Raw genomic sequence first — 19,508 nt, forward strand, 5'->3', positions numbered from 1 at the left:
ATTCGTTATAGATTAAGCACTTTCTGATACACCCCCATAAGCGCATTATATACCGCCTCATCAGTAAAGCGCTGGGCATAGGCATAGCCCTCCTCTACCATCGTGTGGCGCAACTGTGGGTTCTCAGTGATATTAATAATAGCCCGTTTAATTTCCTCGGCGGCGTTATTGAGGTGAACGTATACCGAGTGGGCGCCCCCTGCCTCAGCAAAGCAACTGCCCTCGCTGGTAATCACTGGGGTACGTGAGAAGAGCGCCTCGATAATCGGAATGCCAAAACCCTCAAATAGAGAGGGGTAGCAAAACACTTCTGCCAATTGGTAGACCACCGCCAGTTCCTCCATCGAGATACCTTGCAAGTGATGCACACGCTCTTTGAGGTGATACACCTCGCAATACCCTTCGATCTGATGATAATAAGCCGTCTTCTGCCCCACCAGCACCAGATGAAGGTCAAGGTCTTTAATCGCTTTTACAATCTCTAAGGCATTCTTGCGCGGCTCAATAGCCCCCACACTCAGCACAAAGCGCTCGGGGAGGTTGTACTTCTGGCGTACACGCACCCTCTCTTCCTCAGTGTAAGATTGCTTAAAAGCCTTATGACAACCTTGGTAAACCACCGACACTTTATCAGACGAAACCCCCAGATATTTAACGATATCCTCCTTAGTCTGCTCACTGATAGCAATGATATGGTGCGATTTCAGCGCCGCATAAAGAAACTTGTAATAATGTATCTTCCTGTCGAAGAAAGTGTAAAGCTCAGGATAGCGCATAAAGATAAGGTCGTGAATAGTGACCACCGTACGCGTATGAGTGTAGATCCCCGCAGGGATTTCACCCGAAAGCCCGTGATAAATATCGAGCCCAAGCGGAGCGGCGAGCTTGCCAATGCCAAAACTGCGCCAAAGCCCCTTAAAACACTTCCCCAGAAAGGACTCAGGAGTAATGACAACAGTGTCTCCATCAAGGGTAAGGTCGCTACGAGTACGCTCCTTGGGGTTGAACAAATAGAGTTGCCCTACGCGGTGCTCTTGCAAGAGACGTATGAGGTCGCGACTGTAATTGCCCAACCCTCGGTTGTTATGGAATGCCCTTTTGGCATCAATGCCTATCTTCATCGCTATTGGTTATGAAGAGGCAAAAGTACACATTTATTTGAGAATAGCAAAACTTTGATGCGTTTGCGTAGTCAATAGCACGAAATCTATGTACCACCCTCAACGATTCCTCTGCCAAAGCACCACCGATCTCGCAAGGATCTCGAACACATTACGGACACACTACGGATACATTACGGACACATCACGAAGGAACGCCGAAGGAATCCCGAAGGAACGCCGAACAATAGTATTACCATAGTATTAAGTTAGTATTAGGTTAGTATTAGGTTTAGCAAAAAACCACCGAACAATCAACGAGTTACAAAGGTATCAAAAACACCCCTTTTACACACTTTGCACGGTCATAACTTTGTACTAAAACTTGTTTAAACTTTTTCCCCTTGTGTCATTCACGGCTCGCTTTCACGATCTGCGTTGGCCTTGGAGGCGTGGCTGAGTAAATCATAGGCACGAGCGTTGAAAATCTCTACTGTCTGAGCGACCGCAGGGAGCGAGTTTAGAGATTTTCAGCGAGAGCCGTTGATTTACTCGCCTAAGCATCCAGAGCCTTGATTTTTTGCTTCTTTTGTATCAAGACAAAAGAAGTTAAAAAGTTTAACTTTCTTAAAAGGGGTAAATAGGTTTTGTTAAAAGGCTAACAAAGGGTGTGCTGTTTGTTAAAAATACACATTTTTTAGGAAATTATTTTCTCAGTTCGGAAAATGTGCGTAACTTGCACCCCTGAAATTAAAAACACTATTCATTTACAATGGCAGAGAATAAGAAATCGTTTAAGGAAACGATCCGATCGATGAGCCCTACCTTTTGGCTCGCGAGTTTTTTAGAATTGATGGAGCGCTGGGCGTGGTACGGTATCTTCACCCTATTAGGGCTGTACTTAGTAGGTTCCACTGATGAAGGAGGCTTAGGCTTCGACCATATCCAGAAGGGAAATATAATGAGCAATGTAACCGCCATTTTGTACTTACTACCGCTCTTCTTCGGAGTAATTGCCGACCGCATAGGCTACAAACTCTCACTGGTGATTGCCTTCACAATAATGGTGGTAGGCTACTTCTTGATGGGCACCGTACACTCCTACTGGGCAATGTATATGGTCTTCCTGATGGTAGCCCTTGGCGCTGCCTTCTTTAAGCCTGTAGCCTCAGGACTAATAGCACGCTCCACCGACGAGACCACGGGCACGCTGGGCTTCGGCATCTTCTATATGATGGTAAACATTGGGGGCTTTGTGGGTCCTGCTATGTCGTCGTATTTGCGCACCCAGTTTGGCTGGAAGATCATCTTTATTCAAGCTACGGTGGTTATCGCCATCAACCTACTGACAGTGTTGTTCTTCTTTAAAGAGCCCGTAGTAGCCCACAAAGAAAAACAACCCATCCTCACTGAGATCAAGAACTCTGTAATGAATATCGTCGATGCACTCAAGGACAAGCGCCTTACCATCCTCCTTATACTGATGATGGCTTTCTGGACGATGTTCAACCAGCTTTTCTATACCCTGCCTAACTTCATTGAGGACTGGGTAAACTCATCAGCCTTGAGCAATTGGATCAACCAGCACCTGCCTTTCTTAGGGCAGCTACTTACCCAAGATGGACAAGTGAAGCCCGAGTGGTTCACTAACATCGACTCACTGATGATCATCCTCTTGCAGGTGATGGTATCGTACTTCGTCACTAAGATGAAGCACATACACGCGATGATCCGTGGGGCTATCATCGCCACTATTGGGGTGAGCCTGACGTTCTTCACTCATAATTGGGTGTTTACTGTGCTCGGTACGATGATTTTTGCTATTGGCGAAATGGCTTCAAGCCCTACCCTATCTTCATTTATTGCAATGATTACCCCAAAAGGGAAAGAAGCGCTCTACCAAGGGACGTATTTCTTACCTGTGGCGGCAGGCAACTTCTTTACGGGCTTTATCGCTGGGGACTTGTACCAAGCGTGGTCGGATAAGTTTACACTTTTGCAGAAATATATGGGTGCTAAGGGAATGAACATCCCTGAGGTGGTAAGCAGTGATGTGTATACTCAGCAGGCGTCGCAGGCATTGAGTATGAATACTGAGCAATTCCGCAGTACTTTCCAGATAGGGCAAGAGAACGTGGATTGGAGCGCTGTGGTGCAACAGGTGCGCCTCTATGCCGAGCAACACGCTATCGACATTAGTGCCTTGCCTTTGCCTTCAAAGAAAGTGTTCTTCAACGAGGCTGCCAACCAGTTGCAGATGCAGCCTTGGGAGCTAACACAACAGCTATGGGACACTTATCACCCCAATAAGCTATGGCTGGTGATCTGCGGGGTAGGCATCTTCGCAGTGGTGTCGTTATACCTTTACAATTTGCTGTTGGTACGCCCCTTAAGAAGTAAATCAAGCGGAGAAGAATAATTAAATTTGCTTTTTCATAGAAGTCCCCTATGTGCCATACAGAGCGCATAGGGGATTTTCGTTTACTTTATGAGCTTTGCCACTGTGCGGAACTGAGGGTGTTCTGAGGTGCGCAATAGGGCAAAGAGCGCTGACTCGGTGGTGGTGAGCTTTACACCCTCACTTTGTAGCATTGCAAGGGCTGTGGCTTTATTATCGGCGGTGCGCGAGGAAACGGCATCGGCTACGACATAAACCTCAAAGCCTGCCTCGAGCATATCGAGCGCCGTTTGGTAGATACATATATGGGTTTCTATCCCAATGAGGAGCACCTGCGGACGGTAATGAGTTTGCAGCCTCTCGACGAACTCAGGGTTGCCATAGGCGGAGAAGGTTTTCTTCGTTATCGCTCCGTTGTCTGTCCGAAGGGCAACAAGCGAGGGATGGGTAGCTCCGAGCTTGTCGGGGGTTTGCTCTACCCAAAGGATAGGAATGCCGAGTGCTTGGGCTCCTTGCACCATAATACGGCTATTGGCAAGCATCTCGTCGGACTTATAAACGATCTGGGAGAGCTTTCCTTGAATGTCTAATACGACTAACTGTGTTTGTTGGATTTGTAACATATTGATTTGATTTCTGTTTAAACTTTTAAACCTGTTGTTGATATATCCAATGTTAATCATCCTTTCCTATTTCTTTGTTCTTTTGTCTTGAAACAAAAGAACCAAAAATTCAAGGCTGTGGATGCTTAGGCGAGTAAATCAACGTCCCTCGCTGAAAATCTTTTAACTCGCTATCGCTCGAACAGAAAAGATTTTCCACGCTCGTGCCGCTGATTTACTCAGCCACGCCTCCAAGGCCAGCCCAGATCGTGAAAGCGATCCGTGAATAGCGCAAAGGGAAAAGTTTAAACAAGTTCTTACTTTATTGAAAGGGCAAAGATAGGATTTTTTATTGAAATTTTAGCAGTTCGCTACTTTTTTGTATCTTTGCACCCGCTATGGAGGATACAAAAAGAGACATACGCGCCTTGACCAAGGAGGAACTCAGGAGCTTCTTTGAGGCTAATGGAGATAAGGCTTTCAGGGGGAATCAGGTGTATGAGTGGCTTTGGAATAAGGGGTTGCATCGTTTTGAGGATATGACGAACCTTCCGAAGGCAACCCGCGAGATGCTTGAGGCGCATTTTGCCATTAACCACATCAAGGTGGATGTGATGCAGCGCAGCGATGATGGTACTATCAAGAATGCCGTGCGGCTACACGATGGGTTGCTGGTGGAATCGGTGCTCATCCCGACGGAGAACAGAACTACTGCCTGTGTGTCAAGCCAAGTGGGGTGTAGCTTGAATTGTTCGTTTTGTGCTACAGCGCGTTTGAAACGTATGCGCAATTTGCTTCCTGATGAGATTTTCGACCAAGTGAAAGTGATTGATGACCAGAGCAAAATGTTTTTCGGTCGGCCTTTATCAAACATTGTGTTTATGGGAATGGGTGAACCGCTGATGAACTACAACAATGTGCTTAAAGCTATTGATAAAATCACCTCGGAGGAGGGTTTGGGGATGTCAGCCAAGCGCATCACAGTGTCGACTTCGGGAGTGCCGAAACTCATTAAGAAAATGGCGGATGATGGCGTGAAGTTTAAGTTGGCAGTCTCTCTCCACTCAGCGATCGATGAGGTGCGTACCAGCATTATGCCTTTCAACACGCAGTTTCCGCTTTCTGAACTTCGAGAAGCCCTTTCCCACTGGTACCAGAAGACAAAAAACAGGATTACTTACGAATACGTGGTGTGGAAAGGCATCAATGACCAGAAGAAAGACGTCGACGCACTGATAAAATTCTGCAAGTTTGCCCCTTCAAAGGTGAACCTAATAGAATACAACCCTATTGACGATGGCAACTTCCAGCAAGCCGCTGCCGAAAGCCTCACAATGTATCAAACAATGCTTGAAGACGCAGGGATTACCGTTACGGTGCGCCGCTCACGAGGGAAAGACATTGATGCCGCTTGTGGGCAATTGGCAAACAAGGCTGCCAAAGAATAGATAGGCGCAATATTAGAAAAATCTTGTAAAAATTCGTGTAGAATAACCGTGTGTAAAATAAAAAACGTATCTTTGCACGGTGAAAAGAATTTTAATTTATTTAACAATGAAAAGATTTATTTTTTTATCCGTAATGATGTTTGCTTTCCTTTCTTCGTGTGGAAGTAAAGACGATGACAAAATGCCTAATGATGCTACTATCGAAAAAATGCTTGTAGGCAGATGGAAAATGATTGCCATTGGCTTGAACGGCAATAATAAAGAAGTAGAACGTATCCCCTATGCATCACCACCTTATGAGTGTCAGCATTTACTCATAAATGTTCAAAAGTCAGGGCAAGTATTTCTTTACAGAGAATGTCCAACCGATTATAAGAAGGCTTCCCCTTCACTAACAACAGATTTTACATATCGTGTGTCAGGAAGAACAATTCTCACAGAATATCCTGGACATCCTGGGGAAGGAGAGAAACTAAAAATAGATAGCATCACAGACGACGCCTTTGAGCTTGCACCAAGAGATAAACACGTATCTGAAACGCGATTCAAAGCAAGCGTTGTTAAATATATTCTACGCTACGAACGCATTGAATAACTTATGAATGTTAAAATCCACTCAAACGATAATGTATTTAAATGCAATATTATGTGCTTTTAACAATGGTAATGTAGTATATAAGAATATTTTAGGACAATGAATTACGATCATAAAAAGATAGAAGCCTTCTGGCAAGCCTATTGGGCGGAGCACCAGACTTTCAAGGCAAACAACGCTACCGACAAGCCGAAATACTATGTGCTGGATATGTTCCCTTATCCATCGGGGGCTGGGCTGCACGTCGGGCACCCACTCGGCTATATTGCCAGTGATATCGTAGCGAGATACAAGCGCCATAAGGGTTTCAACGTATTACACCCACAAGGCTACGACAGCTTTGGGCTTCCTGCCGAACAATATGCCATTGCCACTGGGCAACACCCTGCCATCACCACGGCGCAGAACATTGCCCGCTATAGAGAGCAGCTCGACAAGATGGGCTTCTCATTTGATTGGAGCAGAGAGGTTAAAACCTCCGACCCTAATTACTACAAGAACACACAATGGATCTTCGCTCAGCTGTTCGAGGCTTGGTACGACAAAAACGCCGATAAAGCCCAGCCGATAAGCGCCCTCATCGACATTTTCACCTCCCAAGGCAACGGAAAGGTCAATGCCGCTTGCGACGACGACACACCTACCTTTAGTGCCGAAGAGTGGAACGCTTTTCCGCCTGAACGCCAGCAGGAAATCCTTTTGAAATACCGACTTACCTACCTCGCCGAGACGGAAGTAAACTGGTGTCCTGCGCTGGGCACCGTCCTTGCGAATGACGAGGTGATTAACGGTCGCTCAGAGCGTGGCGGCCACCCTGTGATCCGTAAGAAAATGACACAATGGAGTATGCGCATTACGGCGTACGCTGAGCGCCTACTCACTGGCTTACAATCCATCGATTGGAGCGAATCCATCAAGGAAAGCCAGCGCAATTGGATAGGTAAATCCGTCGGCGCCAGTATTACTTTTCACCTTCAAAATAGTAATGAAAATGACCCTGTAATCGAGGTCTTCACCACGCGCCCCGACACTATTTACGGCGTAACTTACCTCACCCTTGCGCCTGAACATCCACTGGTGGAGCAAATCACTTCGACAGCCCAGCAGCAAGCCGTTTTGCAATACAAAGAGGAGGCTTCCAAGCGGTCGGAACGCGATCGTATGGCGGATACTAAAACCATCTCGGGGGTGTTTACGGGTGCCTACGCCCTACACCCGCTTACCCACCAGCCGATACCCATTTGGGTGGGCGACTACGTGCTTTCCAATTATGGGACGGGCGCTGTGATGGCAGTACCCGCAGGCGACGACCGTGATTTCGCCTTTGCACAATTTTTTAAAGGAAAAACAGGGATGCCAGCTATCAAAAACATCTTTGATAAAGACATTTCTGAGGGGGCGTACACCGAAAAAGGCGGCTTCAAGTTGCAAAACTCCGACGTGTTGAACGGTTTGGACTACAAAGAAGCCTTCACCAAAGCCATAGAAACCTTAATCGCTGCGAAATCAGGTGCCCGCAAGGTGAATTATCGCTTGAGAGATGCTGTTTTTTCTCGACAACGCTATTGGGGAGAACCTTTCCCCGTGTATTACGTCAATAATTTGCCACAACTGATCGACGAAAAATATTACCCCATCCTCCTGCCAGAGGTAGAGAAATATTTACCAACGGAAACGGGCGAACCACCGTTGGGGAACGCTTCTGTGTGGGCGTGGGACACTGAAAGCGGCGCGGTAGTCGAAAATGCAAAAGTGAACAACACTACCGTCTTCCCGATGGAGCTCAATACGATGCCTGGGTGGGCTGGCTCCTCGTGGTACTGGCTTTCGTATATGCGCGATGCCGCCCACCGCGAAGGTTTCCCCGAAAGTGCCGAAGTGAATTACTGGCGCGACGTAGATTTATACGTCGGGGGTAGTGAGCACGCCACTGGGCACTTGCTGTACAGCCGTTTTTGGAATAAATTCCTCAAAGACATCGGTAGGGTAAGCGTTGAGGAACCCTTTACAAAGCTCATCAACCAAGGGATGATCTTAGGAATGAGCGCCTTTGCTTATCGTCTGGAAGGAACCAACACCTTCGTGAGCAAAAACCGCATCAATGGCAGAAAAGTACAACCTTTGCACGTCGATATTTCCCTACTGAAGGATGTTACCGACGAGTTGGATATTGATAAATTCAAAAGCTGGCGTGCCGACTATGCTAACGCCGAATTCGAGTTGGAAGACGGCAGGTACCTCTGTGGACGCGAAGTAGAAAAGATGTCCAAATCGAAGTACAACGTTGTCAATCCTGACGATATCTGTATGCAGTATGGTGCCGATACATTGCGCCTGTACGAGATGTTCCTCGGACCGATAGATCAAGCTAAACCTTGGAATACGGCTGGCATCTCAGGGGTATACAACTTTTTGCGCAAACTATGGCGCCTCTACGCAGGGGAAAACGGACTTCAAGTGAATGATGAGACACCTACCGAAGGAATGCTAAAATCACTTCACAAGACTATTAAAAAGGTGAATGAAGATATAGAGTCGTTTTCGTTTAACACCTCTATAAGCCAATTTATGATATGCGTCAATGAGCTCAGCGCCCAAAAGTGTCGCAGTAGGGCAGTGTTGGAGCCACTGGTAGTGCTACTATCGCCCTTTGCGCCGCATATCGCTGAAGAACTGTGGCACCTACTGGGGCACAACCAGAGTGTGGAATACACTCCTTACCCCCTTCACGAGGATAAGTACTTGGTGGAGAGCACTAAGGAGTACCCCGTGTCCTTCAATGGGAAAGTGCGCTTCAAAAGAGATTTCCCAGCCGATATGGCGCCTTCTGAAATTGAAAAAGCCATCCTTGCCGATGCGCAAACCGTTGCACAGCTCGCTGGCGCCTCACCAAAGAAAGTTATTGTTGTTCCTAACAAAATTATAAATATTGTTATGTAAATTGTATTGATTGTTAATTAAGTTTATTGTTAATACTGCATCGCTGAGATAGTGATGCAGTATTTTTTTTGTCCTATTCCGATAGCTTTCTTTATAAATCAATAATATACCTATTTTTATAAAAGAAAAGCAAAATACAACTTTATTTTACAAAAATCGTCTATAAAACGATAAAAATAAACACTAATTATACCTACAACACACTCCATTTTTATAAATTATAACCTTATTATTTCTTAAAAAACATTTTTAGGGATGATATAAAATTTTATTTCCTTCAACCATTGCGTAGTTTAATAAGATAAAAAATAAAAATGACTACAAACTGCAACATTTTATAAGAATAAAACACAAAAAAGTAATACGACTGCTACATTGTTGCTTTTTGTGTTTTTATTTTTGATAACGTTTCATATAGGTTTATAAAAATGTGTCATCGGGTGATGCACCTATTAAAGGAGAAATATTTTATATATTAAGCATAAAAACTACGGATAAAAGATATAAAATAACAAAAATTTTTTACTTATAAATCATTGTAAATCATTGTATTATTGAAATTGTTAATAACTTTGTTGATAACTTTACAAAACTTTTTGCCGAAAAAATTTGCACGTTTCAAAAAGTCACCATATCTTTGCCGCGTAAAACAAAAGTTACTTATAAAAAGGTTATGGCAACACTAAAATTATTAGAACGTGCGAAAGTAACAGAAGTAGATGATACTTCCGACCGATTGATCACCTTATATAAGAGTGAATCAGGATTGAGTAAAGATGCCTTCCTGACTTCTTTATTTGCTGAGATCCAAAAACTCTCTGACCAAATCACCGAAGCCATTAAGCGCGACACAGGTGTCTCGGAATTGCTAAAGGCAGATAGAGTGCGCAACAAATCGCTAAGCAACCTCAACCGCGCCCTTTTAGGCTATAGCGCTATGCCTATACCTACCCTAAAAGAGCCTGCCGAAAAGCTACACAAGCTCTATAATAAGTACTGTGTAAAGATATTAAGAAAAAATTACGCCGACAAATCGTCGATGATTGAATCTTTGTTGCAGGCTTTTGCTGGAGAGGAGCCAGTAGCCCTCACTGCAAACCTCACTGGGGTTAAAGAGTGCGTAGACGACTTGAAGGATAGTCAAACAAAGTTCCACACAATGCGCGTAACCTACGAGAAAGCCGTAGCCAAGCAGGCACAGACGGAGAATGCAACTGCACTGAAAAAAACGCTTTTAGATCGCATTAATGTAAAGTTAGTGCCTTATGCAAATACTATGAAGATGGTAGATGAGAAAAAGTACAAACACTTTTACGACACCATTGTGCAGATCATCACTGACACGAATGCAGCGATCAAACTAAGGAGTGGAAAGAAAGTGAGAAAGAAAAAGAATTAGTTATGAAAAATCGAAAGGCGCATTATTCTTTCATTTGGTAAGTTATTTTATAGTAAAGCTTTTTTTTACAGTTTTTTAATGCACCTTTTGATTTTAAAAATGATTTGATTACAAATTAATAATTACTACTCAAATTCATTAAGACTGTTGGAAAAAACTAAAGTTATTGATACATTGAAAGGTGTAGGCTTAAGCTCATTTTAAAACTTTTAAAAAACTTATTATTATTAATTACTAATCTACACCTTTCTTTTAAAAAAAGATAGAAGTAAAAGTTACTTCATAAGTTCATTGAAAAGATAGTAAAGAAATATATTGCAGTATTGTTTCTTTTGAGAAATTAGTCAGTATATTAGCGGAAATAGTTGTAAAAGTGCGTGATTAGATTTTTTATGATTTGCTTTCCATAGTAATATAAACATTGTACGGAAGGCGCAGCGTTGGGGTTTGAAATTGCTTATTGTCATAATAGTTTTTTCTAGCTGCGCCTTCTTTTTTTAAAAATCGAGATTTTGCTTCTTTGCCATAGGAGTTTTTTAAAAAAATGGAATAAATATTTTTCGTTGTTCGCTATATATATTGACGATATGAGGTGTGGAGGGTACCCTCCCTCTACATCTCTTTTTTTGAGATACTTTATTTTTTTTAATCATAGTAATTTGGCAAGACCATATATGTACAAAAATTATATGATTGAGCTATCCGAATAGGGTGCGTGTGCAGTTCCATTTTACTTGCATCCTATTCTTTTTTATGTTAATACTTCATTTCACATTAAATTTCATCAACGACCTTGTCCTGTCATAAGGTCGTTTTCTTTTTTACTGAAAAAAATACTTGTCTATTCCAAAATTATTTTATAACTTTGCAGCGTATTTCACCCATAAGATGAACAGCGGTATTCACATAGCACGAAAAAGAAAAAAACACTACAAACTCAGGTACTTAGTTTGGGTAGTGGGCGTGTTGCTCTTCCTGGCGATTACCTATGTGGTGTACTACTTTTTAATGCAGCAAACCACTAACCAAGAGTATGAGCCCGTGCAGCCTATTCATTTTTCGCACAAAGTGCACGCTGACGACAATAAGATCGATTGCCAGTTCTGCCATTCGGGGGTGAGAAGCAGTGGTATAGCCGATATTCCACCACTAAGCGTTTGTATGACGTGCCACACGGAGATTAATGAATACTTCGGAGATGGCAGCAAAAAAGCTAATAGGAATAAGCCTCTCTACGACAACGAAATCAAAAAACTGTATAAGTATGTGGGTTTCAACGGGCAAACATTCCAGTATACGGGGCAGAAAAAGCCTATCCAATGGGTAAGGGTTAATAATTTGCCCGACCACGTGCATTTTAACCATTCGCAGCACGTAGTTTTGGGCAAACTCGATTGTCAAGTCTGTCACGGGGAAGTTTCTAAAATGGAAACTGTTCGACAGGCAGCACCGCTCACAATGGGTTGGTGCATCGAGTGTCACCGCACGATGGAAGTGCAAAATCTTAACGGAAAATACTATCAAAATTACAAAGAGGAGCACGCGCGGCTAGCAAAAAAGCTCGGTGTGAAGCGGTTGACCGTCGCACAGCTGGGTGGTACCGAATGTAGCAAATGTCACTATTAATCCGCAATATTTTTCAAAATAATGGCAGAGGAAAAGCAGTATTGGAAAAATATAGAGGAACTCAGCCCAGAATATCAACTCTCTGACGATCAACTTAAAGAGTTTGCTGAGGAGATACCGATAGAGGAATTTATCGGCGAGACTTCTATGCTTAAAAATACCCATTCCTCACGCCGAGATTTCTTAAAATTCGTTGGGTTTAGCACTATGGCAGCCGCAATGGCTTCGTGCGAGGGACCAGTACGGAAAAGTATTCCTTATTTAGTGGCACCCGAGCAGCTGCGGGCAGGTATTCCCAATTATTATGCTACTTCTATCAACGATGGCTATGATTTTGCTTCTATTTTAGTAAAAACGCGAGAAGGGCAACCTATTTTTATCGAAAGAAATAAAGAAGCAGGTACTTTTAGCTGTACTAATGCGCGCATTATTGCTTCAGTGCTGGGTTTGTATGATAATTCGCGGGTAAAAAAGCCTACCAACGCCAAAAAAGAGACTGTATCGTGGGATTTTCTTTCACAAGAAGCACAAAAAGCCATCTCAAAAGCTATTTCCGAGCACAAGGAGATTGTACTCCTCACGCAAACCCTAGCCAGTCCTTCTACATATGCGCTCATCGAAGATATTCAGCGCAAAGTGCCTCTCTTCTCCGTCGTGGAATACGATGCGATTTCGTACGAGCCTACCCTCGCAGCTTACGAACGCTTGTACGGACAGAGAGCGCTTCCCGACTACGATTTCTCAAAAAGTGATTTAATAATTTCCTTTGCTGCGGACTTTTTAGGTGATTGGAATGGCAAATCCTACGAGGATACGTATGCGAAAGGCAGAGTGCCAAGCGAAAAGGGGATGTCGCGCCACATTCAATTGGAAAGTAATCTCTCACTTTCGGGCGCTAATGCGGATTGGCGCATAATGCTCACGCCTTACGAGTGCGCACAGGTGATGAAAGCCTTTTACAACGCACTTTTTGGCAATCCACAGGAAGAGGCACTCGAAGGGCGATTGCAAAAGATCGTTCAACAGCTATGTGAGGAAGTAAAGCAAGCCAAAAACCCTTTGATTGTCAGTGATTTTGACGATCGCGATTTGCAACAGGCAGCAATGGAGCTCAACGAGCATTTGCATTGTGAAGCCTACCTCTCTCACGAGCCGTTGCTCATTCGCAAGGGAGATTACGGAAAAATAGCGCACTTGCTCGATCAACTCGAAAATAAAAAAGTAGGAGTGCTGTTGATACACAATTTAAATCCTGTATATACGCTTTCCTTCGGTAATGGATTTAAAAAATACCTCAAAAATGTGGATTTCATCGTCGATTTTACCCAACATTTGGATGAAACAGCCATTTGCAGCTCGTATGTAGCGCCTTTGCATCATTATTTAGAGCAATGGGGCGATGTGTGCTTCAAAAAATCGCATTACACGCTGCAACAACCCGTAATTCGTCCACTTTTTGACACAAAACAGCTTCAAGATGCATTAATGGAGTGGTTTGGATTTGAAAAAACCTATTATGACTACTTAAAAAGCCATTGGAAGAGGCACATTCTCAAAGGAAGCTCGTGGGAAAAGGCGCTTCAAGACGGGTATTTCATCGTCCAAGGAGAAGAAAACCATAAAAAACCTGCACTTTTGGTTCCTTTGGGCAAGGCGTGCCAATACACGTTTATACAAAGGCCCACCGACGGATTTCAACTCATTTTGTATCCTACAATTGCCCTTGGCGACGGTAGGCAGGCGAATAATCCGTGGTTACAAGAGCTGCCCGACCCCATTACGCGCGCTACTTGGGATAACTACGCCACACTATCCGTAATAGATGCAAAGTTGCTCGGTATTCGCAATTGGCACACCTCGGACGGCGCCTTGAATGGGCACAAAATTACGCTCATCGCAGGCGAAAAGAAGATTATGTTGCCCGCACTCATCCAACCAGGGCAGGCAGGCGGAACTATCGGTTTGTCATTGGGCTACGGACAAAAAGAGGGCTTGAAGAAGGAAATGCAAGTGGGCGTAAATGCGTATGTGCTGTACAGTGAGTTTGCCAAAGTGCAAAACATCCGCGTGGAAAAGGCGGAGGGCGAACATGAATTTGCTTGCATTCAGCTACATAACACTTTGATGGGGCGCGGTTCGATTATCAAGGAGACGACTCTCGAAGATTTTTTACATAGCGATCCACCAAAGGAAAAAGAGGCGGTTTCTCTTTGGGAAAGTGAGGCACCTACCGCAGGACATTTGTTTAAACTTTCGATTGATCTCAACGCTTGCACAGGATGCGGGGCTTGCGTTATCGCCTGTCACGCTGAGAATAATGTGCCCGTAGTAGGCAAGGAGGAAGTGCGACGTTCGCGCGATATGCATTGGTTGCGCATCGATAGGTATTACTCCTCGACCGATAGCTTTATCAATGATGCAAAACTGCTCGACCAAGCAGAGGGATTGGAAACTATCGGCGTACTGCATCGCTTAGAGCAGGCGTCAGGCAATCCACAGGTGAATTTTCAGCCCGTAATGTGTCAGCACTGTAATAATGCCCCGTGTGAGACTGTCTGCCCCGTTGCAGCCACTTCTCACGGAGCGCAAGGGCAAAACCAAATGGTGTATAACCGTTGTGTAGGCACACGCTACTGCGCTAACAACTGTCCGTACAAAGTGCGGCGCTTCAACTGGTTTGAGTACAGTGAGAACGACGCTTTTGACTTCTATATGAACGATGATATCGGGCGGATGGTGCTTAACCCAGATGTAACAGTGCGTTCGCGTGGGGTGATGGAGAAATGTTCGTTCTGCATTCAGCAAACCCAAGCGATTATTCTCAAAGCGAAAAAGGAAAACCGCCCTGTGGCTGAGGGGGAATTCAAAAATGCGTGTGCTTGCGCCGCTGCTTGCAATAGTGAGGCGATGATGTTTGATGATATTAATGATCCTTCCAGCGGATTGCGAGAAAAAATAGAAAATAAGCGTTCCTATGCCTTATTGGAGGAGATAGGCACGCGTCCGAATGTGTTCTATCAGGCGAAAGTGAGAAATGTGCGAAAAAGTGATAACCTACCTTTAGATGAATAATTATGAGCCAAAACAACCCTCCACATACCGAAGATATCCTATTGCAAGGGGCTAAAAGCTACCTCAGTGTAAGCGATGACATTAGTGCGATCGTCGAGGCGAAAACAAGTCGCACTTGGTGGCTTTGTATGGGTGCGGCATTGGCTTTCCTCGCGTGGGGCGGCTACTGTATGTATCTCACACTGACAGAAGGCATAGGGGTTTGGGGCTTGAATAAGACAGTCGGCTGGGCTTGGGATATTACGAACTTTGTGTGGTGGGTAGGTATAGGCCACGCTGGAACGTTGATTTCTGCGGTACTTTTACTTTTCCGACAAAAGTGGCGGTTAGCCATCAATCGAAGTGCAGAGGCGATGACCATCTTTGCGGTGCTGCAAGCGAGCATTTTTCCTATTATACATATGGGACGACCGTGGAAAGTGTTTTGGAACATTCCTTATCCTAACACAATGGGATCGCTGTGGGTGAATTTTAACTCTCCCCTATTGTGGGATGTGCTTGCTATCAGTACCTATCTATCTGTCTCCTTAGTTTTTTGGTGGATTGGGCTTCTGCCTGACTTTGCAATGCTAAGGGATAAGGTAAAGTCGAAATACAAACAGAAGCTCTATGCGCTAATGAGCTTTGGTTGGGTGGGAACAGCTAAGAACTGGCAGCGGTTCGAGGAAGTGTCGCTCACACTAGCTGGTTTAGCTACGGCGTTAGTAGTATCGGTGCATACAATTGTCTCGTTTGACTTTGCGACGTCCGTAGTGCCAGGTTGGCACACCACTATTTTCCCTCCGTACTTTGTTGCTGGGGCAATTTTCTCAGGATTTGCAATGGTGAACGTACTTTTGATTCTCACACGCAAAGCCTGCCGATTGGAGAGCTACATTACGCCTTATCATTTCGATAAAATGAACTTGGTAATGCTCGTGACCAGTTGCATTATTGGCGTCGCCTACTTAAGCGAGCTCTTTATGGCTTGGTATTCGGGCAACCCAGCAGAGCAATATGCTTTTTTAAATCGCATTGCGGGTCCTTATGCGTGGGGCTATTGGATAATGATCAGCTGTAACGTTATCCTTCCGCAGGTGTTGTGGAGTAAAAAAATAAGATACAATCTATGGGCGACGTTCATTATAAGTATTTTTATCAACGTAGGAATGTGGTTTGAACGCTTCGTAATAATCGTAACATCGCTGCATCGTGACAATTTACCCTCGTCGTGGACGATGTTTTCGCCTACTTATGTCGATATAGGTATTTTCTTAGGAACCATTGGCTTTTTCTTTGCATTGTTCCTGCTCTATGCCAGAACGTTTCCGCTTATCGCACAAGCAGAACTTAAAACTGTGTTGAAAACTTCGGCTGAAAGTTTCGCAGTAGCCGACTCTCAAAATAGCACAACCGATGAACACTAAAACGATACATATAGTTTACACCGACGACGCCTTTCTTCTCAAAGGGGTTGAAAAAGCGCGCGCACAAGGGTTTATCATTGGCGAGGTATACAGCCCTTTCCCTGTGCACGGGCTCGACCAAGCCTTGGGGCTCAAAAAGTCACGTCTGAGTATTGCTGCCTTTGTGTATGGAAGCCTTGGTTTGCTCGTAGCGGCGTGGCTTACTTATTATACGATGATTGTCGATTGGCCACAGAACTTCGGTGGCAAGCCGAATGCTACTTTTTGGCTGAACTCACCTTCCTTTGTGCCTACACTCTTTGAGTTTACTATTTTTTTCGCCGCCCATCTGTTGGTACTCACTTTTCTATGGAGAAGTAAGCTCTTCCCCTTCAAAAAGGCAGACAATCCCAACCCGAGAACCACTTCCGACCAGTTTTTACTGGAAATTGAAGTCCCCACAACGGCACTCATACAAGTAGAAAGCCTCTTTGCGGAAACTCATCCGCTTCACATTGCCATCATAGAAGAAAATACCGATGAATAAACGTTTTCACATAGTGATTTACGGAGTGTTTGCACTCGCTTTAGGCGCTTGCACCAATAGGGAGCAACCCAAAGGGCAGTACACTCCTGATATGGCGGAAAGTGCGGCGTATTCCACCTATGAACCCATCCCCAAGGGCGTAGTGCCTAACAATACCGAAGCGCAACTGCCTCCCGAGCACACGGTAAGCCGCGGGGCGCTACCATATCCGTATCCCAATACAGCGGAAGGCTATAATGCCGCCAGAGATTCGCTTATCAATCCTTTGGCAAAGGAAGTAGCACAAAAACCTGAGCTTCTCACCGAAGGAAAGGCATTGTACGATATTTATTGCGCCCTCTGTCACGGGGTAAAAGGCGATGGGCAGGGCAATTTGGTAACAACAGAGAAGATAAGCGGTGTGCCAGCCTACAAGATGCGCCCCATCACACAGGGAAGCATCTATCACGTAATGTATTACGGACGTGGCACAATGGGGGCTTTCTCTTATCAGCTCAGCGAAAAAGAGCGCTGGGAAGTAGTGTTATATGTAGAAAAACTACGCAACGATGCTTTAAAACCCTAAAATGTATCCTTAACAATGACCGTCTATGCAAAAGTATATCTTTCATAAAAAGCTCAACTACCTTTCCTTGCTAATGATAGCAATAGGTCTACTTGGATTTTTCTTTTCCTTTGGCAAGGCAATGGGAAACACACAGGCATACGCTGAAGAGCTGCAAAATCGCCCGTGGGTAGCTTTGTATACTGTGGCATTATTCTATTTGCTGATGGCATTAGGGGTGCTGGTGTTTTATTGTATCAACCGAGTTACAAAATCCCAGTGGAGCAAGCCTCTCAACGGTGTAATGGAAGGCATTAGTGCTTATATTTTTTGGGGCGGCGCTGTGGTAGGGCTTATTTTGGTTTTAGCTTGCTTAGGCTATGCGAAGTTATTCCCTTGGATGGAGGCAGTCTCCTCCCCCACCGCAGATGTATTAAAAAGTAAGCGGGCTTTTCTCAATCCAACGGGTTTTATGGTGCGTTCAGGGGTGTATCTTCTTCTCTGGAGCGCTTTTAGGTATTATATCCGCAGGACGTCGCTCACCTACGCCCATACTCTCAATGTGAAGTATGAACAGCGACTATTTAAGCTGTCGGCAGGGTTTTTAGTGTTTTTTTTCATCACAGAATCGCTCAGTAGCTGGGATTGGCTTATGAGTCTAGAGCCCCAATGGTACAGCACCCTTTGGGCGTGGTATGTACTGAGTAGTTTCTTTGTATCAGGGATTGCGTTGCTCACTATAATAGTTATTCTCTTAAAAAAGAGCAGCTACCTGCCTGAGGTAGGTACTACCCACTTGCACGACTTAGCGAAATATCTGTTTGCTTTCTCGATTTTCTGGGCGTATTTGTGGTTTTCACAGTTCTTATTGATATGGTATGCAAATATTCCTGAGGAGGCTATTTATTTTGTGCCACGATTGTTAGGTGGCTATAAGGGACTACTCATAGCGACGATTGTGCTGGGGTTCGCAGTGCCTCTGGTGGGACTCATCTCCAGTAGGGCGAAGGCTCGCCGAGGATGGGTTGCTGCTATGGCGGCGGTCATCTTAGTGGCTCATTTTCTGGACTTTTACTTGATGGTTTACCCTGCGACGGTGGGCAGTTATTGGGGGTTTGGTATGGCAGAGTTTTCAGCTCTATTGACTATCACGGGTGTATTTATGCTGGTGGTATGTAGGGCTTTCAGACGGGGAATCTGATTTTAGAAGAGAATTGAAGCGGGAGCGATCGGGGGTGGTTCCGTTACTGATCCGTTATCGATCCGTTTGGGCTTCGATAGAGGAGGATGTATTTTTCAGGATGATTTTTCGGGAGATTTGACACCTATATAGAAGGTGATTTTTGTGTTTTTTAGAGAAATTCGAGGGGGATTTAGAGAAAAAACGCTTTGGGTTCGATTTTTTAAGTTACTGAAAGTCAATAGAATTAAGTGAATTATGAAGAATTTTTTTGTGATATTCATACAAAAAAGGTTGGGGATTCATTTTTTTTTTCTACTTTTGCGCTCAGTAATTATAATTATAAATAAAGAAAATTATGTCAGACATTGCATCAAGAGTTAAAGCCATTATCGTAGATAAGTTAGGCGTAGATGAAAATGAAGTAACAGCTGAAGCAAGCTTCACAAACGATTTAGGAGCTGATTCATTAGACACCGTTGAATTGATTATGGAGTTTGAAAAAGAGTTTGATATTCAAATCCCAGATGACCAAGCAGAGAATATTGCGACTGTGGGTCAGGCAATCAAATACATCGAAGACGCTAAGCAATAATTGGCTAAAAGGTAGTAGGCTATAAGCTAAGAGATTGGCTTATAGCTTAGTACCTTTTTGATTTTTAGAAGCAAGAA

Annotated in this window: 14 protein-coding genes; 12 read left to right on the forward strand and 2 right to left on the reverse strand. The window is 44.3% G+C overall.

The features are described 5' to 3' along the window. Window positions 1-5 precede the first annotated feature (5 nt). Window positions 6-1,121, reverse strand: coding sequence for a glycosyltransferase family 4 protein (locus AXF12_RS00740; protein WP_066427715.1), 1,116 nt, complete (start codon window positions 1,119-1,121; stop codon window positions 6-8). A gap of 751 nt (window positions 1,122-1,872) precedes the next feature. Between AXF12_RS00740 and AXF12_RS00745 the strand changes: the two genes are divergently transcribed. Beyond that, the gene (locus AXF12_RS00745; protein WP_066427717.1) at window positions 1,873-3,519 is read left to right on the forward strand and encodes an MFS transporter; all 1,647 of its coding nucleotides are present in this window, start codon (window positions 1,873-1,875) and stop codon (window positions 3,517-3,519) included. A 62-nt stretch (window positions 3,520-3,581) separates the two neighbouring features. Here the strand turns inward: AXF12_RS00745 and AXF12_RS00750 are convergent, their stop codons facing one another. Next, window positions 3,582-4,121, reverse strand: a complete 540-nt coding sequence (locus tag AXF12_RS00750) for an isochorismatase family protein (RefSeq protein ID WP_066431648.1) — start codon at window positions 4,119-4,121, stop codon at window positions 3,582-3,584. Between the two features lie 377 nt (window positions 4,122-4,498). Here AXF12_RS00750 and rlmN point away from each other — a divergent pair, with 377 nt between their 5' ends. From rlmN to AXF12_RS00805, 11 genes are all read left to right on the forward strand, one after another. Further along, window positions 4,499-5,548 carry a dual-specificity RNA methyltransferase RlmN gene (gene rlmN, locus AXF12_RS00755; protein WP_066427719.1) on the forward strand — a complete coding sequence of 350 codons (1,050 nt, stop codon included), beginning with the start codon at window positions 4,499-4,501 and terminating at the stop codon, window positions 5,546-5,548. Between the two features lie 106 nt (window positions 5,549-5,654). Continuing rightward, window positions 5,655-6,143: a hypothetical protein gene (locus AXF12_RS00760; protein ID WP_066427721.1), complete on the forward strand. Its 489-nt coding sequence runs from the start codon at window positions 5,655-5,657 to the stop codon at window positions 6,141-6,143. Window positions 6,144-6,242: 99 nt separating this feature from the next. Beyond that, a complete protein-coding gene (gene leuS / locus AXF12_RS00765) occupies window positions 6,243-9,083 on the forward strand; it encodes a leucine--tRNA ligase (RefSeq protein WP_066427722.1) in 2,841 nt (946 codons plus the stop codon). A gap of 673 nt (window positions 9,084-9,756) precedes the next feature. Next, complete coding sequence (locus AXF12_RS00770; protein ID WP_066427723.1) at window positions 9,757-10,482, forward strand: DUF6261 family protein; 726 nt, start codon at window positions 9,757-9,759, stop codon at window positions 10,480-10,482. Between the two features lie 888 nt (window positions 10,483-11,370). Then, the gene (locus AXF12_RS00775; protein WP_082752951.1) at window positions 11,371-12,108 is read left to right on the forward strand and encodes a cytochrome c3 family protein; all 738 of its coding nucleotides are present in this window, start codon (window positions 11,371-11,373) and stop codon (window positions 12,106-12,108) included. Window positions 12,109-12,129: 21 nt separating this feature from the next. Then, the gene (locus tag AXF12_RS00780) at window positions 12,130-15,180 is read left to right on the forward strand and encodes a TAT-variant-translocated molybdopterin oxidoreductase (RefSeq protein ID WP_066427724.1); all 3,051 of its coding nucleotides are present in this window, start codon (window positions 12,130-12,132) and stop codon (window positions 15,178-15,180) included. 2 nt (window positions 15,181-15,182) lie between these two features. Next, window positions 15,183-16,586, forward strand: coding sequence for an NrfD/PsrC family molybdoenzyme membrane anchor subunit (nrfD, locus tag AXF12_RS00785; RefSeq protein ID WP_066427726.1), 1,404 nt, complete (start codon window positions 15,183-15,185; stop codon window positions 16,584-16,586). Next, the gene (locus AXF12_RS00790) at window positions 16,576-17,112 is read left to right on the forward strand and encodes a DUF3341 domain-containing protein (protein ID WP_066427728.1); all 537 of its coding nucleotides are present in this window, start codon (window positions 16,576-16,578) and stop codon (window positions 17,110-17,112) included. Before nrfD ends, AXF12_RS00790 begins: the two co-directional genes overlap by 11 nt. Next, window positions 17,105-17,677: a c-type cytochrome gene (locus tag AXF12_RS00795; RefSeq protein WP_066427730.1), complete on the forward strand. Its 573-nt coding sequence runs from the start codon at window positions 17,105-17,107 to the stop codon at window positions 17,675-17,677. Before AXF12_RS00790 ends, AXF12_RS00795 begins: the two co-directional genes overlap by 8 nt. Window positions 17,678-17,702: 25 nt before the next feature. Continuing rightward, complete coding sequence (locus AXF12_RS00800) at window positions 17,703-18,857, forward strand: hypothetical protein (protein ID WP_066427732.1); 1,155 nt, start codon at window positions 17,703-17,705, stop codon at window positions 18,855-18,857. A 337-nt stretch (window positions 18,858-19,194) separates the two neighbouring features. Next, window positions 19,195-19,431, forward strand: coding sequence for an acyl carrier protein (locus tag AXF12_RS00805; RefSeq protein WP_002675303.1), 237 nt, complete (start codon window positions 19,195-19,197; stop codon window positions 19,429-19,431). The last annotated feature ends 77 nt before the right edge of the window (window positions 19,432-19,508 follow it).

The organism is Capnocytophaga haemolytica, assembly GCF_001553545.1.
GTDB lineage: Bacteria > Bacteroidota > Bacteroidia > Flavobacteriales > Flavobacteriaceae > Capnocytophaga > Capnocytophaga haemolytica.